The organism is Streptomyces sp. NPDC102258 (assembly GCF_055584685.1).
Map to the genome: position 1 here is coordinate 133976 of NZ_JBVJLO010000004.1, position 23512 is coordinate 157487.

20 protein-coding genes are annotated in these 23512 nt (G+C 71.6%); 10 read left to right on the top strand and 10 right to left on the bottom strand.

Going from position 1 to position 23512, the window contains the following annotated elements:
• The first annotated feature begins 162 nt into the window (after positions 1 to 162).
• The 5 genes from pta (at position 163) to ACZ6ZT_RS08570 (ending at position 9731) form a co-directional block, all read left to right on the top strand.
• Positions 163 to 2262, top strand: a complete 2100-nt coding sequence (gene pta, locus ACZ6ZT_RS08550; RefSeq protein ID WP_469716801.1) for a phosphate acetyltransferase — start codon at positions 163 to 165, stop codon at positions 2260 to 2262.
• Between the two features lie 37 nt (positions 2263 to 2299).
• Positions 2300 to 3514: an acetate kinase gene (locus ACZ6ZT_RS08555; protein WP_469716803.1), complete on the top strand. Its 1215-nt coding sequence runs from the start codon at positions 2300 to 2302 to the stop codon at positions 3512 to 3514.
• A 62-nt stretch (positions 3515 to 3576) separates the two neighbouring features.
• Positions 3577 to 5007, top strand: coding sequence for a pyruvate kinase (pyk, locus tag ACZ6ZT_RS08560; RefSeq protein WP_469716805.1), 1431 nt, complete (start codon positions 3577 to 3579; stop codon positions 5005 to 5007).
• Positions 5008 to 5319: 312 nt separating this feature from the next.
• Entirely contained in the window at positions 5320 to 9195 is a 3876-nt protein-coding gene (locus ACZ6ZT_RS08565; RefSeq protein ID WP_469716807.1) for a hypothetical protein, read from the top strand.
• Positions 9192 to 9731 carry a hypothetical protein gene (locus ACZ6ZT_RS08570; protein WP_469716809.1) on the top strand — a complete coding sequence of 180 codons (540 nt, stop codon included), beginning with the start codon at positions 9192 to 9194 and terminating at the stop codon, positions 9729 to 9731. The genes ACZ6ZT_RS08565 and ACZ6ZT_RS08570 overlap by 4 nt, the downstream gene beginning before the upstream one ends.
• 70 nt (positions 9732 to 9801) lie before the next feature.
• Here the strand turns inward: ACZ6ZT_RS08570 and ACZ6ZT_RS08575 are convergent, their stop codons facing one another.
• From ACZ6ZT_RS08575 to ACZ6ZT_RS08590, 4 genes are all read right to left on the bottom strand, one after another.
• Positions 9802 to 11133: a hypothetical protein gene (locus ACZ6ZT_RS08575; RefSeq protein ID WP_469716811.1), complete on the bottom strand. Its 1332-nt coding sequence runs from the start codon at positions 11131 to 11133 to the stop codon at positions 9802 to 9804.
• Positions 11123 to 11677: a DUF6114 domain-containing protein gene (locus ACZ6ZT_RS08580; protein ID WP_469716813.1), complete on the bottom strand. Its 555-nt coding sequence runs from the start codon at positions 11675 to 11677 to the stop codon at positions 11123 to 11125. The genes ACZ6ZT_RS08575 and ACZ6ZT_RS08580 overlap by 11 nt, the downstream gene beginning before the upstream one ends.
• Positions 11678 to 11778: 101 nt before the next feature.
• Complete coding sequence (locus ACZ6ZT_RS08585) at positions 11779 to 12432, bottom strand: DUF6230 family protein (RefSeq protein ID WP_469716815.1); 654 nt, start codon at positions 12430 to 12432, stop codon at positions 11779 to 11781.
• 626 nt (positions 12433 to 13058) lie between these two features.
• Positions 13059 to 14054, bottom strand: a complete 996-nt coding sequence (locus tag ACZ6ZT_RS08590) for a tetratricopeptide repeat protein (RefSeq protein ID WP_469716817.1) — start codon at positions 14052 to 14054, stop codon at positions 13059 to 13061.
• 331 nt (positions 14055 to 14385) lie between these two features.
• Here ACZ6ZT_RS08590 and ACZ6ZT_RS08595 point away from each other — a divergent pair, with 331 nt between their 5' ends.
• Complete coding sequence (locus ACZ6ZT_RS08595) at positions 14386 to 15024, top strand: TetR/AcrR family transcriptional regulator (protein WP_469716819.1); 639 nt, start codon at positions 14386 to 14388, stop codon at positions 15022 to 15024.
• Positions 15025 to 15055: 31 nt separating this feature from the next.
• Here the strand turns inward: ACZ6ZT_RS08595 and ACZ6ZT_RS08600 are convergent, their stop codons facing one another.
• The 4 genes from ACZ6ZT_RS08600 to ACZ6ZT_RS08615 all read right to left on the bottom strand — a co-directional run bounded on the left by ACZ6ZT_RS08600 (position 15056) and on the right by ACZ6ZT_RS08615 (position 19189).
• A complete protein-coding gene (locus ACZ6ZT_RS08600; protein ID WP_469716820.1) occupies positions 15056 to 16756 on the bottom strand; it encodes an acyl-CoA mutase large subunit family protein in 1701 nt (566 codons plus the stop codon).
• A gap of 75 nt (positions 16757 to 16831) precedes the next feature.
• Positions 16832 to 17161, bottom strand: coding sequence for a DUF3817 domain-containing protein (locus ACZ6ZT_RS08605; RefSeq protein ID WP_469716822.1), 330 nt, complete (start codon positions 17159 to 17161; stop codon positions 16832 to 16834).
• A gap of 72 nt (positions 17162 to 17233) precedes the next feature.
• Positions 17234 to 17743 carry a MarR family winged helix-turn-helix transcriptional regulator gene (locus ACZ6ZT_RS08610; protein ID WP_469716823.1) on the bottom strand — a complete coding sequence of 170 codons (510 nt, stop codon included), beginning with the start codon at positions 17741 to 17743 and terminating at the stop codon, positions 17234 to 17236.
• 21 nt (positions 17744 to 17764) lie between these two features.
• A complete protein-coding gene (locus ACZ6ZT_RS08615; RefSeq protein WP_469716824.1) occupies positions 17765 to 19189 on the bottom strand; it encodes an MFS transporter in 1425 nt (474 codons plus the stop codon).
• Between the two features lie 310 nt (positions 19190 to 19499).
• Between ACZ6ZT_RS08615 and ACZ6ZT_RS08620 the strand changes: the two genes are divergently transcribed.
• Complete coding sequence (locus ACZ6ZT_RS08620) at positions 19500 to 20498, top strand: ArsR/SmtB family transcription factor (protein ID WP_469716825.1); 999 nt, start codon at positions 19500 to 19502, stop codon at positions 20496 to 20498.
• Positions 20499 to 20568: 70 nt separating this feature from the next.
• Here the strand turns inward: ACZ6ZT_RS08620 and ACZ6ZT_RS08625 are convergent, their stop codons facing one another.
• Together ACZ6ZT_RS08625 and ACZ6ZT_RS08630 are read right to left on the bottom strand one after the other, a co-directional pair.
• Positions 20569 to 20865, bottom strand: coding sequence for an MTH1187 family thiamine-binding protein (locus ACZ6ZT_RS08625; protein WP_469716827.1), 297 nt, complete (start codon positions 20863 to 20865; stop codon positions 20569 to 20571).
• Positions 20862 to 21206, bottom strand: coding sequence for a DUF3817 domain-containing protein (locus ACZ6ZT_RS08630; protein WP_469716829.1), 345 nt, complete (start codon positions 21204 to 21206; stop codon positions 20862 to 20864). The genes ACZ6ZT_RS08625 and ACZ6ZT_RS08630 overlap by 4 nt, the downstream gene beginning before the upstream one ends.
• Positions 21207 to 21355: 149 nt before the next feature.
• On the opposite strand from ACZ6ZT_RS08630, the gene ACZ6ZT_RS08635 reads away from it, so the two are divergent.
• Genes ACZ6ZT_RS08635 through ACZ6ZT_RS08645 form a run of 3 tightly spaced genes read left to right on the top strand, consistent with a single transcriptional unit; the run spans position 21356 to position 23468 of the window.
• Positions 21356 to 21994, top strand: coding sequence for an AIM24 family protein (locus ACZ6ZT_RS08635; protein ID WP_469716831.1), 639 nt, complete (start codon positions 21356 to 21358; stop codon positions 21992 to 21994).
• Positions 21994 to 22644: an AIM24 family protein gene (locus ACZ6ZT_RS08640; protein ID WP_469716833.1), complete on the top strand. Its 651-nt coding sequence runs from the start codon at positions 21994 to 21996 to the stop codon at positions 22642 to 22644. The genes ACZ6ZT_RS08635 and ACZ6ZT_RS08640 overlap by 1 nt, the downstream gene beginning before the upstream one ends.
• A complete protein-coding gene (locus ACZ6ZT_RS08645; RefSeq protein ID WP_469716835.1) occupies positions 22641 to 23468 on the top strand; it encodes an AIM24 family protein in 828 nt (275 codons plus the stop codon). The genes ACZ6ZT_RS08640 and ACZ6ZT_RS08645 overlap by 4 nt, the downstream gene beginning before the upstream one ends.
• Positions 23469 to 23512 lie beyond the last annotated feature (44 nt).

Genomic DNA, 23512 nt, shown 5'->3' on the forward strand with positions numbered 1-23512 from the left:
GAGGCGCTCCCTGCGGCGCTCCGCCTCCAGGGCCTTTCGGCCCCCTCGGACGGGGCCCTTTTCCGGCGGGCGTCCTACCCACCCCCAGAGGTATTGTCAAGAGGTCAAGCCCACCCTAACTGGGCCAATCGGCTGCCAGGCACCCATGGACGGAGAGCACGCGTGACGCGGAGCGTGTACGTGACCGGTATCGAGCGGGGGGACGGCCGCCAGGTCGTCGAACTGGGCATCATGGAGCTCCTGACCCGGCAGACCGGCCGGGTCGGTGTCTACCGTCCGCTGCTGCACGACGGGCCCGACCGGCTGTTCGACCTGCTCAAGGCCCGTTACCGGATCGAGCAGGACGCCTCGGCCGCGTACGGCATGGAGTACCACGAGGCCTCGTCGGTCCTGGCCGAGAAGGGCACCGACGAGCTGGTCTCCCGGCTGGTCGACCGCTACCACCGGGTGGCCCGGGACTACGAGGTCATGCTGGTCCTCGGCACCGACTACGCCGACACGAACCTCCCCGACGAGCTGGCGCTGAACGCCCGTCTGGCCAACGAGCTGGGCGCGGTCGTCGTCCCCGTCGTGGGCGGCACCAGACACCTCGCCGAGGCCGTGCGCGCCGAGGCCCGCAACGCGTACCGCGCCTACGAGAGCCTCGGCTGCCACGTGGTGGCCATGGTCGTCAACCGGGTGGCCGCCGAGGACCGCGACCTCATAGCCGAGCGGCTCGCCGCCCGCCTCCCGGTGCCCTGCTACGTGCTGCCGGACGACAAGTCCCTGTCCGCCCCGACCGTCGCCCAGATCACCGGGGCGCTCGGCGGCGAGGTGCTGCTGGGCGACGAGGCCGGGCTGGCCCGCGACGCCGTCGACTTCGTCTTCGGCGGCGCCATGCTGCCGAACTTCCTGAAGGCCCTGACCCCCGGCTGCCTGGTCGTGACCCCCGGGGACCGCTCCGACCTGGTCATCGGGGCGCTGGCCGCGCACACCTCGGGCACCCCGCCGATCGCCGGGGTGCTGCTGACCCTGAACGAGCGCCCGGCCCCGCACATCCTGGAGATGGCCTCGCGGCTGGCCCCGGGCACCCCGGTGGTGTCGGTGGCCGGCAACAGCTTCCCGACGGCCGCCGAACTCTTCGCGCTGCAGAGCCGTTTGAACTCCGCGACCCCGCGCAAGCTGGAGACCGCGCTCGGCCTCTTCGAGCGGCACGTGGACACCGCCGAACTGCGCGGCCTGCTGTCGGTCGCCCGCTCCGAGCGGGTCACCCCGATGATGTTCGAGCACGAGCTGCTGGAGCGGGCCCGCTCCGAGCGGCGCCGCGTGGTGCTGCCCGAGGGCACCGAGGAGCGGGTGCTGCGCGCCGCCGACGTGGTGCTCCGGCGCGGGGTCTGCGACCTGACCCTGCTGGGCGAGGAGCCCGCGATCCTGAAGAAGGCCGCCGACCTGGGCATCGACATCTCGGGGGCGCAGCTGATCGACCCGGTCACCTCCCCGCTGCGGGAACGGTTCGCCGAGTACTACGCGAAGGCCCGCGCCCACAAGGGCATGACCGTCGAGCTCGCGGGCGACGTGGTCACCGACGTGAACTACTTCGGCACCCTGATGGTCCAGGAGGGCCTCGCCGACGGCATGGTCTCCGGTTCGGTGCATTCCACCGCCGCCACCATCCGCCCGGCCTTCGAGATCATCAAGACCAAGCCGGAGGCCTCCATCGTCTCCTCGGTCTTCTTCATGTGCCTGGCCGACAAGGTCCTCGTCTACGGGGACTGCGCGGTCAACCCGGACCCGGACGCCGAGCAGCTCGCCGACATCGCCGTCCAGTCCGCCGCCACCGCCGCCGCCTTCGGCGTGGAGCCGCGGATCGCGATGCTCTCGTACTCGACCGGCACCTCCGGCTCGGGCGCCGACGTGGACAAGGTGCGCAAGGCCACCGAGCTGGTCCGCGCGCAGCGGCCCGACCTGCTGATCGAGGGACCGATCCAGTACGACGCCGCCGTGGAGCCCTCGGTGGCGGCGACCAAGCTGCCGGACTCCGAGGTGGCCGGCCGGGCGAGCGTGCTGATCTTCCCCGACCTCAACACGGGCAACAACACGTACAAGGCCGTCCAGCGCTCGGCGGGCGCCGTGGCGGTCGGCCCGGTGCTCCAGGGTCTGCGCAAGCCGGTCAACGACCTCTCCCGCGGGGCGCTGGTCCAGGACATCGTCACCACCGTGGCGATCACCGCGATCCAGGCGCAGGCCCCCCGCCCGGGGGACGCCGCCGCCCCCACCGCCTGATTCCCCACCCCCATCCCCACGAGAAGGCACCGCATCCGTGACCGCATCGCGCGTACTCGTCCTCAACTCCGGCTCCTCGTCGGTCAAATACCAGCTCCTCGACATGGCGGACCGGTCCCGGCTCGCGGTCGGCCTGGTGGAGCGCATCGGCGAGGAGACCTCCCGCCTGGCGCACGAACCGCTGACCGGTCCGGGCGCCGAGGGCGGCCGGCGCGAGCGGACCGGCCCGATCGCCGATCACGGGGCCGCCCTGCGGGCGGTGGCCGAGGAGCTGGCCGCCGACGGCCTGGGCCTGGACTCCCCCGAGCTGGCCGCGGTCGGCCACCGGGTGGTGCACGGCGGGACCCGGTTCACCGCGCCGACGGTGATAGACGACGAGGTGCTCGCGGAGATCCGCAGCCTGATCCCGCTGGCCCCGCTGCACAACCCGGCGAACCTGACCGGCATAGAGGTGGCGCGCTCGCTGCGCCCGGACATCCCGCAGGTCGCCGTCTTCGACACGGCCTTCCACGCGACGATGCCGGAGCACGTGGCCCGGTACGCCATCGACGCGGCGACCGCCGACAAGTACGCCGTCCGGCGCTACGGCTTCCATGGCACCTCGCACGCCTACGTCTCCCGGGCGACGGCGGCGCTGCTGGGCAGGCCGGCCGAGGAGGTCAACGTGATCGTGCTCCACCTGGGCAACGGGGCCTCCGCCTCGGCGGTCCGGGGCGGGGTGTGCGTGGAGACGTCCATGGGGCTGACCCCGCTGGAGGGGCTGGTCATGGGGACCCGTTCGGGCGATGTGGACCCGGCGGTGGTCTTCCACCTGGCCCGGGCCGGCGGGATGTCGATCGACGAGATCGACTCGCTGCTGAACAAGAAGAGCGGTCTGCTGGGTCTGTGCGGCGACAACGACATGCGCGAGGTGCAGCGGCGCGCCGACGCGGGCGACCCGGCGGCGCGGCTCGCGCTGGACGCGTACGTCCACCGTCTGAAGAAGTACATCGGCGCCTATACGGCGGTACTCGGGCGGGTGGACGCGGTGGTGTTCACGGCGGGCGTCGGCGAGAACGCGGCCGCGGTCCGGGAAGCTGCGGTGGCCGGTCTGGAGGAGCTGGGCCTGGCGCTGGACCTCCAGGCCAACGCGGAGCGCTCCGCCGAGCCCCGGCTGATCTCGGCGCAGTACGCGCGGGTGGCGGTGGCCGTGGTCCCGACGGATGAGGAACTGGAGATCGCCGCCCAGGCGTACGCGCTGGTTACCCAGTAGTCACTTGGACTTTCCACCAGACGGAATATTCCGCTACGAAACAAACCGATAGGATCCGCTCCATGCGCCGTTCCAAAATCGTCTGCACGCTGGGCCCCGCCGTCGACTCGTATGAGCAGCTGAAAGCGCTCATCGAGGCAGGTATGAACGTGGCCCGATTCAACTTCAGCCACGGATCCCAGGCAGAACACCAGGAGCGGTACGACCGCGTCCGGCAGGTCTCCGAGGACACCGGGCGCGCGGTCGGCGTGCTCGCCGACCTGCAGGGACCCAAGATCCGCCTGGAGACCTTCGCCGAGGGCCCCGTCGAGCTGGTGCGCGGTGACGAGTTCACCATCACCACCGAGGACGTCCCGGGCGACAAGTCCATCTGCGGCACCACCTACAAGGGCCTCCCGGGCGATGTCGCCAAGGGCGACCAGATCCTGATCAACGACGGCAACGTCGAGCTCCGGGTGATCGAGGTCGAGGGCCCCCGGGTCAAGACCATCGTCATCGAGGGCGGTGTCATCTCGGACCACAAGGGCATCAACCTGCCGGGTGCCGCCGTGAACGTCCCCGCCCTGTCGGAGAAGGACGTCGACGACCTGCGCTTCGCGCTGCGGATGGGCTGCGACATGGTCGCCCTGTCCTTCGTGCGCGACGCGGGCGACGTCAAGGACGTCCACAAGGTGATGGACGAGGAGGGCCGCCGGGTCCCCGTCATCGCCAAGGTGGAGAAGCCGCAGGCCGTCGAGAACATGGCGGCCGTGGTCGACGCCTTCGACGCGGTCATGGTGGCCCGTGGTGACCTCGCCGTCGAGTACCCGCTCGAAAAGGTCCCGATGGTCCAGAAGCGGCTCATCGAGATGTGCCGCCGCAACGCCAAGCCGGTGATCGTCGCGACCCAGATGATGGAGTCGATGATCACCAACTCCCGCCCGACCCGCGCCGAGGCCTCCGACGTGGCCAACGCGATCCTGGACGGGGCCGACGCGGTCATGCTGTCGGCGGAGTCCTCCGTGGGCGCCTACCCGATCGAGACCGTCAAGACGATGTCGAAGATCGTCACGGCGGCCGAGGAGGAGCTCCTGTCCAAGGGCCTCCAGCCGCTGGTCCCGGGCAAGAAGCCCCGTACCCAGGGCGGCTCCGTCGCCCGCGCGGCCTGCGAGATCGCGGACTTCCTCGACGGCAAGGCGCTCATCGCCTTCACCCAGTCCGGGGACACGGCCCGCCGGCTCTCGCGCTACCGCGCGACCCAGCCGATCCTGGCCTTCACCACGGACGTCAACACCCGCAACCAGCTCACGCTGAGCTGGGGCGTCGAGTCCTACGTCGTCCCGCACGTGGACAACACCGATGCGATGGTCGACCTCGTGGACGGCGAGCTGCACAAGCTGGCCCGCTACAACGAGGGCGACACCATGGTCATCACGGCCGGCTCGCCCCCCGGCGTCCCCGGCACGACCAACATGGTCCGCGTCCACCACGTGGGCGGCAGCCCCCGCGGCTGACCCCCCGCCACCCCCACCTCTGCCGCACAGAGACCGAGGGCGGCACCCCGGATCCCCTCTGGATCCGGGGTGCCGCCCTCGGTGCGTCCGACGCGGCCCGCGATCCTGTGCGCCGCCTGTGCGATCCCTGTGCGATTTCTACCTCCCGGTACGGATGGCCGAAAATCGCTACCGGAGGTAACCAAGATCGTGACAGTGTCAGGCCACGCCTTGGGGGAAGGCAGAACACTCACCACACGCGCCTGACCAGCGCTTGCGCACGTAAGTGCCTTCCTTCGGGCTGCCCGAGCACTCCAAGGAAAAGGCAGACACGTGCCCAGATCGACCCTTTTGAGGGGGAGGAGCCCGGCCATCCGGGCCGCCGTACGCCGCGGCCTCGCCGGCACCGCCCTCGCCACCAGCGCCGCCCTGCTGGCCGGCCTCATCGGCGCCGCACCGGCGTCGGCGGTGGAGATACCGCCGGACGACGAGCCGGCGTACCGGCCGATCAGCCTGGGCACCGATGCCCGCATGGACCGCTGCGCGGGCGGTTTCGCCCTGCACGTCGGCGGCCCGGAATTGAAGAAGGCGGCGGCCAAGGCCCTGACCGGCACCCCGGCCGAGCTCGCCGCGGCCACCGATCCGGTCATGGGCATGGACCCGCTGCGCCAGGCGATGCTCAGGGACCGGGACGCCTACGAGGGCTCCTTCCTCGCGTCGAGTGACCGGCGGGACCGGTGGCAGGCGTCGAACAAGGTCTACTGGGAAACCGGGGACCGCGGTGGGGTCGCGCGGTACGCCCCCGAGTTCGACAAGGACATCGTCGCCTTCACCTACGACCTGCGGAACCTGTACTACCGGCTCGGCGAAGACGGCCACGCTCCGGCCACCAAGGCCGCCGCCGACAAGGCGAGGGAACTGGCCGCCCAGCTCAAGGGCCAGGATCTCGACCTGGACTTCGTCACCGACTCCCTGCTGGGCGACGCGGAGAAGGCCGAGTACAACTACGGCTCCGCCACCGCCAGCGACATCGCCCGCTACCTGCGGCTCGGCGGCTACATGAAGCAGGCGCCGGCCGAGGACTCGGTCGAGTTCCGTCTTGAGGTCGAGGCCCTCAAGGCCGCCTGGGGCGCCTGTGACAGCCGCAACCCGATCGACTTCTACCGGGTCATGTCCCCGATCGTCGTGACGGCGCACGTGGAGTGGGAGCAGGAGTACGCCGCCCAGACCACCGCGCGCAACGAGATCGTCAACGCCGAGGTCAGCGCCGCCACGGAGGCCCGCAAGGCCACCGAGGCCATGATCGAGTCCCTCGGCCAGGCATGGCTCGCCGACCAGATCCTGACCTGGCAGAAGTACTGGGCGGGCCAGCCCGCCGACGCGTCCAACCGGCCCGCCGCCGCCGTGTTCACCCAGGCGACGAAGGACCTGGCGGCGGCCCGGACCCGGGCGGCCGACCAGGTGAAGCTCGCCGCGGCCGCGTCGACGGCCGCCAAGACCGCCTCGGACAAGGCCGGCACCGCCCAGAACACGGCGTGGGCCATCGCGGACGCGGCCAAGACCCCGCGCGGGCGCGGCCTGCTGTTCGCCCAGCAGTCGGTGCAGGTGGCCAAGGCCTCGGCCGCGGCCGCCGAGGCGGCGTCCAAGGCCGCCCTGACCGCGTCGAACGCCGCGAAGGCGACCGTCGCGGACAGCAAGACCCTCTATGCCCTGGCCCAGACCCAGTCGCACGCGGTGAACACGGAGTTCCGCCGCATCGCCGCCCAGGAGGCCGCCGCCCAGGCCAAGGCCGCCGCGACCTCGGCAGCGGCCCAGGCGAAGGAAGCCGCGGACAACGCCACCAAGGCAAAGGCGGCCCAGGCCACCGCCGAGGCCGCGCAGGAGACCGCCCGCAAGGCGGCCGACACGGCCAAGACGGAGCGGGAGAAGGCGGAGAGGGAGAAGGCCACCGCCACGGCGGAACGGAGCAAGGCGGCAGCGGCACGCAGCAAGGCCCAGGAAGCCGAGAAGCGCGCTGCGGCCGAGCAGAAGACGGCGTCAACCGCGCGATTCGCCGCCCAGGGAGCCTCCGGGGCGGCCTGGGACGGAATGGAGAAGGCGGAGGACGCCGAACGACGGGCCGTCGAGGCCCGGGACAGGGCGGCCGAAGCCGAACGCCAGAAGCAGGCCACCGCAGCCCGGGCGGCCTCACTCGAGGCCGCAGCCGCGGCAAAGGTCGGCACCGAGGCCGCGACCGCCACGCGGGAGGCGGCCACCGCCGCCCGTACCGCAGCCAACGAGGCGGCAACCGCCGCAACCGCCGCGCACAAGGCCGCCGACGACGCGAGCACCGCAGCGGTGGACGCACGTGCCGCCGCGACCCGCTCGACGGCAGCGGCGGAACGCGCCAACAGCGCGGCCGACAAGGCGTGGGCCGCCTGGGAAACCAGCTTCTCCGCGGCAGCGACCTCGCACGCCGCCGCGGCCGACGCCATCGATGCCGCCGAAGCGGCCGCCGGCAACGCCACCAAGGCCGAGACCGAGGCCAAGAAGGCACAGACGGCCGCCATCAAGGCGAGCTCGGAGGCCGGCGCCGCCCGGACCGAGTCCGCCAAGACCGCGGCCTGGTCCGCAGTGACCGCCGGACACGCCTTCGCCACCGCGCAGGCCGCCATGGCGGCCCGTGACTCGGCCGCCGAAGTGGTCAAGCCGGCCAACACCGCCATCGCTGCGGGCACCCCCTTCCGGGAAACCGATGCGGCGGCCGCCTTCGCGGTCCTGGTCGGGCAGACCTCGAAGACCCTCTCCGAGCAGCAGGCATCAGCCGCCGCCACCAAGGCCAAGGAGGCGACGAAGGCCTCAGCCGACGCCAAGGCACTGGCCGACAAGGCCTCGGGCGATGCCAAGCTCGCCGCACAGGCGTCGGCAGCGGCAGCGGCCGACGCAGCGGCCGCCCTCACGTCCATGGTCGCGGCCCGCGCCTCCGCCGCCGAGGCGGCACGCGCCGCCGACGCCGCGAAGACGGCGGACACGAAGACGAAGGAGTACAGCACCCGCGCGGGCGGCGAAGCGCTCACCGCCAAGTCCGCGGCGCAAGATGCCACGAACGAAGCGACCGCCGCGAACAACGAGGCCACCGAAGCCGAGAAGAGCGCCTCGAACGCCCACGCGTCCGCCGACACGGCCACGCGCGACGCGAACGCGGCGAACACCGCCGCAACCAACTCCGAGGGCTGGGCCACCCGGGCCGAGACCGCGGCCACCAACGCCAACCAAGCGGCCAAGGACGCTGACGCCGCCGCCGACCGGGCCGAGGAGCAGGAGCGCAAAGAGCAGGAAGAGGACCGCAAGCGGGCCATGCAGGCCGGTAACACCGGTATCGCCGACGCCGCACAGGTGGGCGCGGCTCTCGGGCCCGACGACGAAGCGATTCTTCGAGCCGAGTGCGGCCAGCAGTGCGTGGACGAGTACCGCGCCGCTCTCGCCGCCGTCGGAGCGAGCATTGTCGACTGGATCAAGGCGAACGGCGCCGACATCCTCATCGCGATGCTGGGTCTGGACAACATCAAGGCCTGCTTCGCGACGCGCGAGGTCGAAAGCTGCCTGTGGGCCCTCTTCGACGTGGCCAGCAACCTCATCCCGCTCAAGAAGGTCGGCGACGTGATCGAGGCCATCTACAAGGTGGTCACGCGCGTCGCCAAGTTCTTCGACGCCGCAGAAGCAGGCGCGCGCTCCGTCAAGCGTCTGAAGAACCTGATCGAGAAGGTCCGCAAAAACGGCCACAAGGTCCCGCAGTGCCTCGTCCCGGGGGCCAAGAGCAGCGCGCGCGCTTCCCTTTCCCCGTCCGCGGACAAGGGGGCCCGCACCGCGATGGCCGCGGACGATCCCACAGTGCCGCCGTGCATCACCAAAATCACGCCTGGTGGCAACAAGTGGAAGGACCACTGGACGCGCAAGCGCGTCTACATGGAACGCCTGCTCGGCAAGAAGTACCCCAAGTGGAAGGAAGACGAGGGTGCGGAGCTTCTCGACGACATGCTCAGCCGCATCACCGAGGGCCACTGGAAGTTCAAGGGAATCGCGACGATCAAGGTGAACGAGCCCGCCGGCTACGTCTTCCAGGGGGACGGCCTTACGCTGATCCTGAGGCTGGACGGAAGCTTCTACACCCTGCTCGAGGACGGCTCCGGAATGATCACCGGTCTGCAGTGGGTTTCGAGGGCCCAGTGACGAACACATCGGATCCGTACGAGAAGGTGTTCGCGCCCTTGCGCACCGTCCGGGTCTGGGACGTCCAGGTCCCCGGGTACATCGACCGTGACCACGCCCCTGCTCCCCGGTTCGCGCCGCTGAGCAGCAGCGTGTACCTGGCCGTGCAGGACGGCGGCCTGCTGCGGCTGGAATCTCTCGGCAATCACGGACAGCTGTCCCTGCGCATGGTCACCGGACCCGCGCTCCCCCCGGAGCTCGACGGGACCGACGAGGAGTTCGCACTCGGCGCCTGGGGCGACCACTACCTCGGCGACTCTCACGAGCAGTCCGTCTCGGCGGCTCGCTACGCCCTGAACGCCGAGTCGGATCCGACGACCGGCACGGTGCGGTGCGTCGAGTTCGAGTTCGAGTACGGGGAACGGCTCTTCGTCGACCCCGGCTACCACTGGGGCATCCGGCTCCAGGGCGCCGGGGCCTACGAACGCTGGCTCGCGGAGCAGGAGCGGCAGGCGGGGCCGCTCGGCCGCGTCCGCACCTGCGTCTGGACCCCGTAGCGACTGGGAACGACGAAGCTCCCGGCAGCGCACGCGCTGCCGGGAGCTTCACCGTGTACGGGGTACCGGACTACTTCTCCGCCGGGCCGATGTACGTCTTCAGGCCGGGGACCGTGAGGTTGCCGCCGAACTGGCCGGCCTGGACGACCTTGACGTTCGTGAAGAACGCGAAGGGGACGTTCAGGGGCGGCGGGCTGTTCGGGGTGAACTCGATCGGGATGAGCCCGAACAGGTTGCCCTTGAGGCTCTCCGTGTACATCGTCACCTTGGCGTCCTGGATCTTGGACGTGGAGCCCGGGCGGGACTTCAGGTGGGCGACGGTGTTGCCGGTGCCGACCGTCTGGTACAGGTCCTTGATGTCCAAGGCGTCCGCCGTGAACTTCAGGACCTTCTTGATCTTGCCGCCCGCCGTCTTCACCTCGACGATGCCCTCGTAGTCCAGGCCGTAGAGGGTCAGCACCGAGCTGTCGAGGTACCAGGGCTCGTCCGGCAGGAGCGGGATGCCCGGCTCCAGCTTCGCGTCGGCGAGGGCCTTGGCGTCGTAGGTCGGGCAGGGGAAGGGCTGCTTGCCGTCCGGGGCCGTGGAGGCGGAGGTCGAGGGGGACGGCGACGGCGAGGCGTCGGGGTCGGTCTCGTCGTCGGCCTTCGGGCCGTCGGCCTTCTTGCCCGTCTCGTCCTTCGGCTTCGTCGCGGTGTCCTTGACGGCCTGGGGCAGTTCCTTGACGTCGACGCCCGCCTTCTTCGCCGCCTCACGGATCGCGTCCGCCGCCGGGTCGGCGGTCTTGGCCGCGCCGCTCGGGGTGGGCGCGGGCGTCGCCGGGGTGGCCGGCTTCTGCGCGTCCTTGAGCGGCCTGCCGAGTGCGTCGACGAGGCCCTTCAGGGCGTCGCCCACGCCCAGCGGGTCGAGGGGGTTGGCGGTCTTGCCCGCCGCAGCCGAAGCGGAAGCCGAGGGAGCGGGGGACGGTGAGGTGCTCGCGCTCGCGGACGGCTTGGGCGCCGGCTTGTCCGCCGTCTTGTCCGTCTTCGTGGAGGCGGAGCCCGAGGGCGTGGTGACCGGCTTCGGAGAACCGCTCGCGCCGGGCGAGGGCGTGGTGCCGGGCGACGTACTCGGTGAAGGGGTCTTCGACGGTGACGGCGAGGCCGACGCGGAGGGCTCGTCGGAACGCGTCACGCAGGGGCCGGGCGCGAAGGGGATGTCCTTGTCGTCGGCCAGGGCCATCTTCGGAGCCATACCCATCCCGACGAGCACGGCCGTCGGCATCGCCGCCAGCGCCATCGTCTTGCCGACGGGTATCTGGAGCTTGTTCAGCAGCGACTTCCTGGGCGCCGCGTGCCGCGGACCCTTTCTTTCACGGGACTCTGCGCCAGGGGCCACACCCCGCTGCGTCTCGTCACCCCGCACTGTTCCTCCCGCCATCGGCGTGGGCATTCGTCTCGGTCGCGTAGACCGTTTGCGTGTCACGGGGGCCCGGGACGGCCAGGGGACCGCCGGTGAATCCCCGCGCCTCGGCCGCCGCCCGGCCCTCGGGGACCGTCTCCGCCGGCTTCCCCGGTGCCCAGGACAGCGCGAGCGCGCCGCCGAGCAGGGAGAAGAGGAACCCGAGGAAGAAGCCGCCCAGGTTCGAGACCGGCAGGGAGACCAGGGCGAGGAGGATCGCCGCGACACCGGCGAACACCCGCATGGCCTGCTGGAACCAGAGGGCGATGCCGAGGGTGATCAGCAGGATGCCGATGATCAGCGAGCCCGCCCCGGCGGTCGTCGCCATGGCGATGGTGATGTTGCCCAGCCGGAGGTCCGCGTACGGGAAGTAGGCGATCGGAACGCCGCCGAGGGCGGTGAAGAGACCCGCCCAGAAGGGCCGTTCCCCCCGCCAGGCCCGGAAGCGGTAGTACACCACGGTGAACCAAGCGTCGTCTGCGGCGCGAACCGGGGCCTGGGGGTTCATGGACAACAGCTCCCTGGAAACGGTGGTACGGAAAATCTGTGGAGCCCGCGGGGGCGGGCGGCAGGCGCTGCCCGTCCCCGCGGTCGCTCGACCGGGACCGACTACTTCTCGTCCTGGTAGCACGGCTGGTCGCCGCTGAGCAGGCGGAGCTTGAGGTCGGGCAACGTGAAGGTGCCCGCCGTCGTCGCCCAGGCCTTCTGGCGCACCTTCGTCAGCACGGCCTTCTTGGCGCGCTGCGAGAACAGACCACCGCTCGCGACCGTGTCGGCCTGCGGCCCGGTGGGGTGGGTCTCGTCCTTGGCCGAACCGACCGCGACACCGATGTCCAGATCGGTGAACTTGGCGTCGGTGTCGAGCTCGGCGACATCCAGGTAGATGTTCTCCGCGACGGCCGGCGTGCCCTTGTTGCCCGTCCGCAGCTGCATCGTGATGTTGCCGATGCCGGGGATGGGCGTCACCAGCGACTGGCACATGTTGGTGATTTCCGCGCGGCGGAACCCGGAGATGGTGACCGGGTGCGCGGTGTCGCCCTTGCCGTCCGCGGTCTTGCCCTTGGCGACGCTGCCGTACTGCAGCAGGTCATCGCCGTCCAGCTTGTCGGCCGAGACCTTGAAGTCCTGGCCGGAGACGCTGAAGGACGCCGCGAGGGCACCCTGCGCCAGACCCACACCGACCGCGGCCGTGGCCGCGATGCTCGGCACCATGACGAGCGCGAAGCGCTTCCATCTGGTCCCGCCACGAACCTGAGAACTCATATCGTTCCTCCTTCTCGGACGTACATCTCCGGTCCGGGCCGTGCCCGTCCTGGGATGGGAGAAGTGCTACGTCCTCGGGAAGGAGCGCAGGAGGAAGGGGTATGGCTGTGCCACGTCCCGTACACCGGCGATCACCCCCGAGCGACAACCACTGGGCCACGCGTTCGCGCAACCTGGAGGACAGGCTCCGCCGGGTGTGGCGGAGACCCCCCTGTCCCACGGCCGAAGGCACCGCCACCGGCCGGCTCGGTGGGGACCCCGCACCGCGGCTCCGGATGAGCGGCTCCGCGGGAAGGACCGAGCGTCGCCGATCGTGGTCCATTCCCGGCCGGGGCACAAGGGGGTTCGTTACTGGCGGGTAACGGCTGGATAACCGGAGTGCGACCCGGCGCCGTCGAGCGGCCACACAGGGTGTCACCCTGGGCCACGACAGATCGGTGGAAGAGCGAACCAACCGGACAGATCACGGGGTTCGACTTACTGCGAGTAACAGCGGCCGCGATTACCAAGTTTTGGTAAAGCGCGGCCGCTGTTTATCTCCGTGTCAACAAATCGCCGGTGCGCTCCGGCACCGCGCGAGCGCCCGGGGCGAGCCCGGGACGTGCCGGGGAGCAGAAGGAAAGCGCCTAGAAGAGCACGCGCGCCAGGGCCGTGCGGGCCGCCGTCACCCGGGGGTCGTCCGCGCCGATGACCTCGAACAGCTCCAGCAGCCTGACCCGTACGGCGTTCCGCTCGTCACCGAAGGTCACCCGGACGGTGTCCACCAGGCGCCCGAAGGCGTCGGCCACGTGCCCGCCCGCCAGGTCCAGGTCGGCCGCGGCCATCTGCGCGGCCGGGTCCTTCGGGTTCGCGGCCGCCTCGGCGCGCACTGCCTGCGGGTCCAAGTGCTGCACCCGGGTCAGCAGCTCGGCCTGGGCCAGGCCCAGCTTCGCCTCGGTGTTGGCCGGGTCGTCGGCCAGTACGTTCTGGTACGCCTGGACGGCTCCGCCCAGGTCACCCGCGTCCAGCGCGACGACCGCCGCCTCCAGCAGGGCGTCGTACGGGCCGGCCGGCTCCGGGGCGTGCCCGGCGGGGGCGGCGCCCTCGGCGCCGGGATCCACCTGGAGACCGATGAGGCCGAAGCGCTCCTCCGCCACCTGGACCAGCTGGGCCAGGGTCTCGCGGATCTGCTGCTCGGGGACGGCTCCCTGGAACAGCGGCAGCACCTGGCCGGCGACCACGGCGAAGACGGCCGGGATGCCCTGGATGCCGAACTGCTGCATCAGCGTCTGATTGGCGTCGACGTCGATCTTCGCGAGGACGACACGGCCGTTCGCCTCGACGGTCAGCCGCTCCAGGAGCGGGCTGAGCTGCTTGCACGGCTCACACCACTCGGCCCAGAAGTCGAGGACGACCGGGACCTCGTTGGAGAGCTGGAGGACGTCGGCTTCGAAGCCGGCCTCGTCGACGTCGATCACAAGGGCGGACGGCGGCACGGCGCTGCCGGGCACACCGCCCGCGGCGGCGCCGTCCTGCCGGGACGCCTGCGCGCGCGCCTGCTCGGCCTTCGCCTTGGCTTCGCCGGCCGCCTTCACCGCGGCGAGGTCGACGACGCCGCTCATGGACATGTTTCTGGGCTGCATGCGTACATCCTCCCCCGTGTGCGCGCGCGGACGAAAAGGATCCCGAAAGATCGTCCCGTTAATCGTGCTCATGCGTCGTGCTCGTGCATTGTGGTCGTGCATCGTGCTCGTGCATGGGTCGTGAACCGCGGTGGTGAATCGCGATCCTGACCGTGGTCGTGCGATGGTGCGGCGGCGCCGGGTCCCCACCTGGCGCCAGTAGCCTTCGCGTGGTTGTCGCTCTTACGCTACGAGCCGTAGCGTAACTCCCCCCGGCCGTCGGCGCCCCGTGATCTGAACCACACCGGACGGCCCCCCGACGCCCTGGCTACCGACGGGTATGGTCTCGGCCATGCGCAACCCCAGCCCCCGCACCAGCCCCCCGCCCGGCCGTACCGGCCGTCCCCGCAGCGCGGCGGCGGACGCCGCGATCCTGGCGGCGACCCGGGACGCGCTGGTGGAGCTGGGCTGGTCGAAGCTGACCATGGGGGACGTCTCCGCCCGGGCGGGCGTCGCCAAGACCACCCTGTACCGGCGCTGGGCGGGCAAGAGCGAGCTGGTCGTGGACGCGGTCGCGGAGCTGTTCGACGCGCTGGAGCTCCCGGACCGGGGCTCCCTCGAAGCGGACATCGAGTACGTGGTCCTGCAGTTCGCGGAGCTGCTGCGGCGCCCCGAGGCCCGTACGGCCCTCATGGCGGTGGTCGCCGAGTCCACCCGGGACCAGGCGCTGCGGGGCCGGATCCGGTCGGCGATCGTGGACCGGCAGAAACGTCTCGTCGTACTGGGCCGCGAGCGCGCCCAGGCCCGCGGCGAACTTCCGTACGAGGAGGACGAGGCCCTCGCCGGCCTCGCCACGGACCTGATCTTCGACGTGATCGCGGGCACGGTGGTGCACCGCGCCCTGGTGAGCTCCGAGCCCGTGGACGAGCTGTGGGTGTCCGCCTTCACCGCGCTGCTGATGCACGGCCTGCGGGGCGCCGGCTCCGCCTGAGCCGGCGCCCCGCACGCGTGCACTGGGGGGGTCAGAAGCCGGGCGGCTCGGTGTACGTGCCCCACTCCTCGCGCAGCACGTCGCAGATCTCCCCCATCGTGGCCTCGGCCCGGACGGCGTCCAGCATGGCCGGGATCATGTTCGAGCCGTCGCGGGCGGCGGCCAGCATGTCCGCGAGGGCGGCCTTCACCTTCGCGCCGTCGCGGCGCTCCTTGCGCGCGGCCAGCTCCCGCACCTGTACGCGCTCCACCTCGTGGCTGACCCGCAGGATCTCCAGGTCGCCGGTGACGGAGCCGTGGTGGACGTTGACGCCGACGACCCGCTTGTCGCCCTTCTCCAGGGCGCGCTGGTACTGGAAGGCCGACTCGGCGATCTCTCCGGTGAACCAGCCGTCCTCGATGCCGCGCAGGATGCCGGAGGTGATCGGCCCGATGGGGTGCCGGCCGTCCGGGTGGGCGCGCAGGCCGCGCTCCCTGATCTGCTCGAAGATCTTCTCCGCGTCGGCCTCGATGCGGTCGGTGAGCTGCTCGACGTACCAGGAACCGCCGAGCGGGTCGGCGACGTTGGCGACGCCGGTCTCCTCCATCAGCACCTGCTGCGTGCGCAGCGCGATCTCGGCGGCCTGCTCGCTGGGCAGGGCCAGGGTCTCGTCGAGGGCGTTGGTGTGCAGCGAGTTGGTGCCGCCGAGGACGGCCGCGAGGGCTTCGACGGCGGTGCGGACCACGTTGTTGTACGGCTGCTGGGCGGTGAGGGAGACCCCGGCCGTCTGGGTGTGGAAGCGCAGCCACATGGCCTTGTCGGACTTCGCCCCGTAGACCTCCTTCATCCAGCGGGCCCAGATGCGGCGGGCGGCGCGGAACTTGGCGATCTCCTCGAAGAAGTCGAGGTGCGCGTCGAAGAAGAAGGAGAGGCCGGAGGCGAAGTGGTCGACGTCGAGGCCGCGGGAGAGGCCGAGCTCGACGTAGCCGAAGCCGTCGGCGAGGGTGTACGCGAGCTCCTGCGCGGCCGTCGCCCCGGCCTCGCGGATGTGGTAGCCGGAGACGGAGAGCGGCTTGTAGGCGGGGATGCCGTGCGCGCAGTACTCCATGAGGTCGCCGATGAGGCGCAGGTGCGGCTCGGGCTCGAAGAGCCACTCCTTCTGGGCGATGTACTCCTTGAAGATGTCGGTCTGGAGCGTGCCGTTGAGGGCGGCCGGGTCGGCGCCCTGCCGTTCGGCGGCGACCAGGTACATGCAGAAGGCGGGTACGGCGGGACCGGAGATGGTCATGGAGGTGGTGACGTCGCCGAGCGGGATGTCCTTGAAGAGGACCTCCATGTCGGCGGCGGAGTCGATGGCGACCCCGCAGTGGCCGACCTCGCCGAGCGAGCGGGGGTCGTCGGAGTCCCGGCCCATGAGGGTGGGCATGTCGAAGGCCACCGAGAGGCCGCCGCCGCCGGCGGCGAGGATCATCTTGTAGCGCTCGTTCGTCTGCTCGGCGTTGCCGAAGCCGGCGAACTGGCGGATGGTCCAGGTCCGGCCGCGGTAGCCGGTGGCGTGCAGGCCCCGGGTGTACGGGTACTCGCCGGGCCAGCCGATGCGCTCGAAGCCCTCGTACGTGTCACCGGGGCGGGGCCCGTAGACGGGATCGACGGGGTCTCCGGAGAGCGTGGAGAAGTCGGCCTCGCGCTTGCGGGCCTTGTCGTACCGGGCCTGCCAGCGACGGCGGCCCTCCTCGATCGCGTCAGCGTCCATACCATCGAATTTACTAGGACGTCCAAGTAAATGTCGATGAGAAACCCCGGGGAAGTTCACTCCCCGGGGTGTGCGTCAGGCCTTCGCGGTGGCGAGACCGTCCGTGACCAGCGGCTCGACCTCGGCGCGGACCTTGCGCTCGACGAAGAAGGCGGCGAGCGGGATGGTGCCCGACACGAGGACCCACAGCAGCTTGCCGAAGGGCCACTTCGCCTTGGAGCCGAGGTCGAAGGCGAAGACCAGGTAGATCATGAAGAGCACGCCGTGGACCTGCGAGACCGCGAGGGTCAGGTCGGCGCCGGTGTCGAAGCCGTACTTCGCCACCATGCAGGCACAGAGGATCAGGAGCATGACCGCGGTCACGTAGGCCATGACGCGGTAGCGGGTCAGCACGCTTCGTTTCATGGCGTCGAGCCTAACCGTCCGTTTTGCGCGATCTTGACGCGGCCCCCGCCCCGCGCCCCTCCCGCTTCCCCGCTACTTCTCCTCGAAGTCGGCGGCCGCCACGCGCAGCGGGCGCAGCAGCGCGAAGATCTCCGCGCACTCCTCGGCGTCGTAGGCGCCCAGCCCGAAGTCGATGCCCATCAGGTCCTTGGTCGCCGCCTCGACGACCTCGCGGCCCCTCGGCGTGATGGAGGCGAGCGTGCCGCGGCCGTCCTGGGGGTTCGGGCGCTTGGCCACCAGGCCGGACTTCACCAGCCGGTCGACGGTGTTCGTCACCGAGGTCGGGTGGACCATCAGGCGCTCGCCGATCTTCGACATCGGCAGCTCTCCCGCCTGGGAGAAGGTGAGCAGCACGAGCGCCTCGTACCGCGCGAACGTGAGTCCGTACGGCTTGACCACCGCGTCGACCTCGGCCAGGAGGATCTGGTGGGCGCGCATGATCGAGGTGATCGCCGCCATGGAGGGGACGGGCCCCCAGCGCTGCCGCCAGAGCTCGTCGGCGCGGGCGATGGGGTCGAAGGGAAGGCTGAGCGGCTTGGGCATCCACCAGACCCTACCGGGCGGTCATTTGGCGGACATCCCCGTCTCACCACTCGGCCCGGGGCGCGCGAAGCGCACGGCACACCGCCCCGCGCGCGGGGGCTCCGCGGCACGCAGCCCGGCGAGAAGGAACAGGACGACACCGGTACCGAGCACCGCGGCCCCGGTGACCACGGCGTACGCCGGAAAAGCCTCGGCGGCGGCCCCGGCGAGGGCCATGCCGACGCCCTGGAAGGTCATCAGGCCGGTGCTGAGCAGGGTCATCGCCCGGCCGCGCAGTTCGTCGGGGACGGCGGCCACGTACCTCCGGTCGAGGTCGAGTCCGTACGCGTGCGCGAGCCCGGAGAGGAGGAGCGCCGCGAGGACGGCGGGGGCGCCGGGCCGGACGGCGTACGCGAGCAGCGGCAGCAGGGCGACGGCGGCCAGCGGGGCGGTGAGCCGGGCGCGCGTGCGGGCGGTGAGGAGGGAACCGGCCCACAGTTCCCCCGCGATGGTGCCGACGGGGAGCGCGCACATCAGCACCCCGAGGGTGGTGGTGCCGGCGCCGATGCCGTCGGCGTAGGGGGTCAGGAGCGCCTCCGGTACGACGGCGAAGGCGGGCGGGAGCCAGCACAGCAGGGTGAGCGCCCGCAGCCGGCGGTCGCCGAGGACGGCGCGGAGCCCGCCGCGGAGCGGGCCGCGGGGGGTGGTGGCGGCACGGGCGGGGCGGTCGCGGGTGCCGAGGCGCAGCAGCAGCGCGGAGGTGAGGAAGCCGGCCGCGGTGAGGGCGATGGCCCCGCGCGGGGCGAGGAAGGCCAGCAGGAGTCCGCCGAGGCCGAAGCCGACGAGCTGGGCGCTCTGGGAGACCATGCGCAGGAGTGAGCGGCCGAGTACGAAGGCCTCGCCCGGCCCGAGGATGTCGGCGAGGGAGGCGCTGCGGGCCCCCTGGAACAGCGGGGCGACGAAGGCCATGGCGCAGCGCAGTACGAGGATCCCGGCGACCGGGGTCCCGGGCCAGACCATGGCCGCGGCGCAGGCGGCGCAGAGCAGATCGCAGCCGACGAGGAGCCGCCGGGCGGGGTACCGGTCGGCGAGCCCGGCGAGCAGGGTGCCGCCGAGGGCGTAAGGGAGGAAGCCGAGGGCGAAGGTGAGCGCGCTCATCAGGGCGGAGCCGGTGGCGCGGTAGACGAGCACGGTGAGCGCGATCTCGGCGACGACGACCCCGAGCAGGGACAGCAGATGCGCCCCGAACACGACCCGGAACTCCCCCACCCGGAACAACCCCCGATACCCCGCGCCGGGGACCGGGTCGCGGCCCGCGACGAACCCCACGTCAGGTTCAGGGGCGCGGGCCGGGGACGAGCCCGGGGCCGAAGCGGCCGGGACCGAGCCCGGCGCGGCGGCGGCCGGGGGGCCGGGGTCCAAGCTCGGGCCGGGCCCCCGAACCGGCCCTGGCGCGGAACCCGACATGGCGCCTGGCGCGGGGCCGCGCACAGAGCCCGGCGCGGGGCCCGGCGGGGAGCCCGGGGTCGGGCCTGCGGTCGGGGCGGGAGCAGGATCGGGCGCGGAGCCCGGCCGGGAATCGGGCGCGAAGCCCGGCGCGGAGCCTGCGGTCGGGGCCGGAGCAGGATCGGGGGTGGAGTCCAGCGCTGGGAGCGGGGCCGGGGCCCCGGAGGGTTGTTCGGGGTGGGGAGGCATGAGGTCAGCCTGGGGTGGGGGCTAGGGTGCGGGACAGAAATTCGGGGTGGGACGAATCCGGGGCCAGAGGGGGCGGCGCGGCGTGGGGTATCACTTCCGGTTCGGGGCCGCCGATCTGTTGCGCTGCCGGTTCGGGATGTCCCCGCGCTGGGAGACGCAGGAGGCCGTCCGCGTCCTGCTGCGCCCGGACCGGCAGGCGTACCACCTGCCCTGGCTGCGCCGCATCCGTGCCGCCGCGGCCGAGTTGGACCTGCGGCCGCTATGGCTGCTGATGCCGCGCAAGGGGCACCACCCGGACCTGCTGAGCCCGCCCCCGCTCGGCCCGTCGGTGACGTTCGAGGAGGAACTGGACCGGGTCCGCGTGGCCGCCGACGACCCGGAGGCAGCCCACGACGACCTCCGCCGGTCCCTCGCCTGCACCCCGGGCGCCCTGGAGAGCCCCCTCGGCCGGCGCATGCTGGCGGACCCCGCGCGGGCGGTGGCCGAGCTGGCCGACCTGACGGAGGCCGCCTGGCACGCCCTGGTCGCCCCGCACTGGCCGCGGCTGCGGGCCCTGCTGGAGGCGGACGTCCTGTTCCACTCCCGGCGGCTGGCGGCGGGCGGTCTCGAAGCCCTCTTCGACGGTCTCCACCCCGACCTGCGCTGGCACGGCGACACGAGCACCCTCACCGTCGACCGCCCGAGCCACCACGACCGCGGACTCGGCGGCCAGGGCCTCCTGCTGATGCCGAGCGCCTTCGTCTGGCCCGAGGTGATCGGCGGGTACGACCCCCCGTGGCAGCCCACGCTGGTGTACCCGGCCCGGGGCATCGGCGCGCTGTGGACCGCCTCCCCCGGGCCGGCGCCCCGCGCGCTGGCCGGGCTGCTGGGGCGGGCCCGGGCGGAGGTACTGTGCGCGCTGCACGAGCCGGCCTCGACCACGGTCCTCGCCGACCGCCTGGGCCTGGCACCCTCGACGGTCTCGGCCCACCTGAAGGCCCTGCGGGCGGCGGGCCTGCTGATCCCCGCCCGCCACGGCCGCCAGGTCCTCTACGAACGCACTCCCCTGGCCATCGCGCTGGCGGCCGGCGGTACCCCGTAGCCCCGGAGCGCGAGAGCGCCCCCGGCCGGGGCGGTCGGGGGCGCTCTTCGTCAACCGGGGCGAGCGGCGATCAGTCCTGCGCGAGGTGGCGTTCCACCGTCTCCACCTTCGAGGTCATCCCGTCGTGGACGCCGGGACGGATGTCGGCCTTGAGGATGAAGGAGACCCGGGGCGCCCGTGCCTCGACGGCGGCCACCGCGCGCTTGACGACGTCCATCACCTCGTCCCACTCGCCTTCCACCGTCGTGAACATCGCGTCGGTGCGGTTCGCCAGCCCCGACTCCCGTACGACGCGCACCGCGTCGGCGACGTACTCGCCGACCTCTTCACCGACCCCCAGCGGGGTCACCGAGAACGCGATGATCATGCCTGGGCCGCCTCGCGCGCGCGGGCCGCGATGACGCTGTCGGCCTCGTCGCGCTTGAGCAGCCTGTCCCCGTACAGGCCGCCGAAGGGCAGCAGCGCCAGCAGGAAGAACAGGGCCACCTTCTTGAGCGGCCACTTCGCCTTGTTCCACACGTCGAGCAGGAAGACCGCGTAGGTCACGAACAGGATCCCGTGCAGGATGCCGAGCGGCATCATCAGGTAGTCGACGTCCGAGATCCGGCTGAGCAGCGAGCCGAAGATCAGCAGGGCCGGGAACGACAGCGCCTCCGGGACGGAGATGAGGCGCAGCCGGTGCAGGGCGGAAGCGGTCTTGATGTCCACGTGGAACCTTCGGGAGTGGCGGCCGGGGTCTTCCCCAGTGTCTCAGCCGCCCCGGCCGATCTTCTCCCGGGTCCCGCACACCGGAAGTGTGGCGCATATCGGCCACTGGGCCCTGTTCGGGCCCGCCCGCTGCCGATACCTTCGTCTCCGTGGCTCAGTTCCGACTCCAAGGCAGCAAGGTGCTCGCCGTCGACCTGACCGGTGACGCCGTGAAAGCGAAGAACGGCGCCATGGTCGCGTACGACGGCCAGATGGCCTTCAAGAAGATGACAGGCGGCGGCGAAGGCCTCCGCGGCATGGTGACCCGCCGGCTGACCGGCGAGCAGATGACGGTGATGGAAGTACAGGGGCACGGCACCTGCTACTTCGCGGACCGCGCGAGTGAGATCAATCTGGTCAATCTGCGCGGCGAGAAGCTCTACGTCGAGTCCAGCAACCTGCTGTGCACCGACGCCGGGCTGCGCACCGGCACGAGCTTCACCGGCCTGCGCGGCGCGAGTACCGGCAACGGGCTCTTCACGACGACCGTCGAGGGCTCGGGCCAGGCGGCGGTCATGTCCGACGGCCCGGCGGTCGTGCTGCGCGTCAGCGCCCAGTACCCCCTTTCCGTCGACCCGGGCGCGTACATCGCGCACACCGGGAACCTCCAGCAGTCCTTCCAGTCCGGGGTGACCTTCCGCACCCTGATCGGCGAGGGCTCCGGGGAGGCGTTCCAGATCCGCTTCGAGGGCGAGGGCCTGGTGTACGTGCAGCCCAGCGAGCGCAACACCCTCGGGGGCGACCTCTGATGCCGTTCCGCGAGATCAACTCGAAGATGGTCGAGGCCCAGGTCGTCCCGGGGCAGAAGACGTACAGCCAGCGGGGGGCGATGCTCGCCTACCGCGGCGAGGTCTCCTTCACGCCCAGCCTGACCGGCGGCCAGGGCGGGGTGATGGGCATGATCGGGCGCCGCGTGGCCAACGAGCAGACCCCGCTGATGAGCGTCGAGGGCAGCGGCACCGTGATGTTCGGCCACGGCGGCCACCACATCCAGGTGATCAGCCTGACCGGCGAGACGCTCTACGTCGAGGCCGACCGGCTGCTCGCCTTCGACGGCACCCTCCAGCAGGGCACCATGTTCATGGGCTCGCAGGGCGGGGTCATGGGCATGGTGCGGGGCCAGGTGACCGGCCAGGGCCTGTTCACCACCACCCTCAAGGGCCACGGCTCGGTCGCCGTGATGGCCCACGGCGGGGTCATCGAGCTCCCCATCACCCCCGGCCGTCCGGTGCACGTCGACCCGCAGGCGTACGTGGCCCACCACGGGGACGTCAGGAACAAGCTGTCCGCCGCGCTGGGCTGGCGGGACATGGTCGGCCGCGGTTCGGGCGAGGCGTTCCAGCTGGAGCTGTCGGGCCAGGGCGCCGTCTTCGTACAGGCCTCGGAGGAAAAACTGTGAACTTCGGTCCCGTGACGGGCGGACCCGGCGTACCGGGTGGCCCGACGGTCTTCGACCCGTACAGCCTGCCCTCCGACGACAACGTGAACGCGTACACCTTCTGCGTGGAGCTCAAGGGGAGCCAGTGGTTCCTGCAGAAGGGCAAGATGATCGCCTACTACGGGCGCATCGAGTTCAACGGCATCGGCAACGGCCGCTTCGACCGGCTGCTGCGCACCAGCTTCCACTCGCCGCTGCACGCCAGCGACTGGGTGGTGGCCGAGGGGCAGGGCAAGATGCTGCTGGCCGACCGGGCCTTCGACGTGAACTCGTACGACCTGGACGACGGCAACCTGACCATCCGGTCGGGGAACCTGCTGGCCTACCAGCCCACGCTCGCCCTCAAGCAGTCGATCGTCCCGGGATTCCTGACGCTGATCGGAACCGGGAAGTTCGTGGCCGCGTCCAACGGGCCGGTGGTCTTCATGGAGCCGCCGCTGCGCGTGGACCCGCAGGCGCTCGTCGGCTGGGCGGACTGCCCCTCGCCGTGCCACCACTACGACCACGGCTACATGACGGGCGTGATGGGCGGTCTGCGCTCGCTCACCGGCCTCGGCGGCACCTCGGGCGAGGAGCACCAGTTCGAGTTCGTCGGCGCGGGGACGGTCCTGCTCCAGTCGTCGGAGACGCTGATGGCCGAGCAGTCGGTCGGCGCGGTGGGCGCCGGAGCGGCCACGGGCGAGGCCCAGGGCGTTCCGGGGGCCGGCCAGGGCCCGCTGGGGCAGCTGGGCGTGCCGCGGATGCCGGGGCAGCTGGGTGACATCCAGCGGCGGCTCGGCCTGTGAGACCCCGTGCGCCCCGCGGACTCCGCGCCTCCCGCGGGCTCCGC

Bases quoted from the DNA above. Each gene is read 5' to 3' on its own strand.
- ACZ6ZT_RS08590 (WP_469716817.1), bottom strand. From the start codon at position 14,054: ATGCAGCCCAGAAACATGTCCATGAGCGGCGTCGTCGACCTCGCCGCG.
- ACZ6ZT_RS08595 (WP_469716819.1), top strand. From the start codon at position 14,386: ATGCGCAACCCCAGCCCCCGCACCAGCCCCCCGCCCGGCCGTACCGGC.
- ACZ6ZT_RS08605 (WP_469716822.1), bottom strand. From the start codon at position 17,161: ATGAAACGAAGCGTGCTGACCCGCTACCGCGTCATGGCCTACGTGACC.
- ACZ6ZT_RS08625 (WP_469716827.1), bottom strand. From the start codon at position 20,865: ATGATCATCGCGTTCTCGGTGACCCCGCTGGGGGTCGGTGAAGAGGTC.
- ACZ6ZT_RS08610 (WP_469716823.1), bottom strand. From the start codon at position 17,743: ATGCCCAAGCCGCTCAGCCTTCCCTTCGACCCCATCGCCCGCGCCGAC.
- ACZ6ZT_RS08600 (WP_469716820.1), bottom strand. From the start codon at position 16,756: ATGGACGCTGACGCGATCGAGGAGGGCCGCCGTCGCTGGCAGGCCCGG.
- ACZ6ZT_RS08640 (WP_469716833.1), top strand. From the start codon at position 21,994: ATGCCGTTCCGCGAGATCAACTCGAAGATGGTCGAGGCCCAGGTCGTC.
- ACZ6ZT_RS08615 (WP_469716824.1), bottom strand. From the start codon at position 19,189: ATGTCGGGTTCCGCGCCAGGGCCGGTTCGGGGGCCCGGCCCGAGCTTG.
- pyk (WP_469716805.1), top strand. From the start codon at position 3,577: ATGCGCCGTTCCAAAATCGTCTGCACGCTGGGCCCCGCCGTCGACTCG.
- ACZ6ZT_RS08585 (WP_469716815.1), bottom strand. From the start codon at position 12,432: ATGAGTTCTCAGGTTCGTGGCGGGACCAGATGGAAGCGCTTCGCGCTC.
- ACZ6ZT_RS08580 (WP_469716813.1), bottom strand. From the start codon at position 11,677: ATGAACCCCCAGGCCCCGGTTCGCGCCGCAGACGACGCTTGGTTCACC.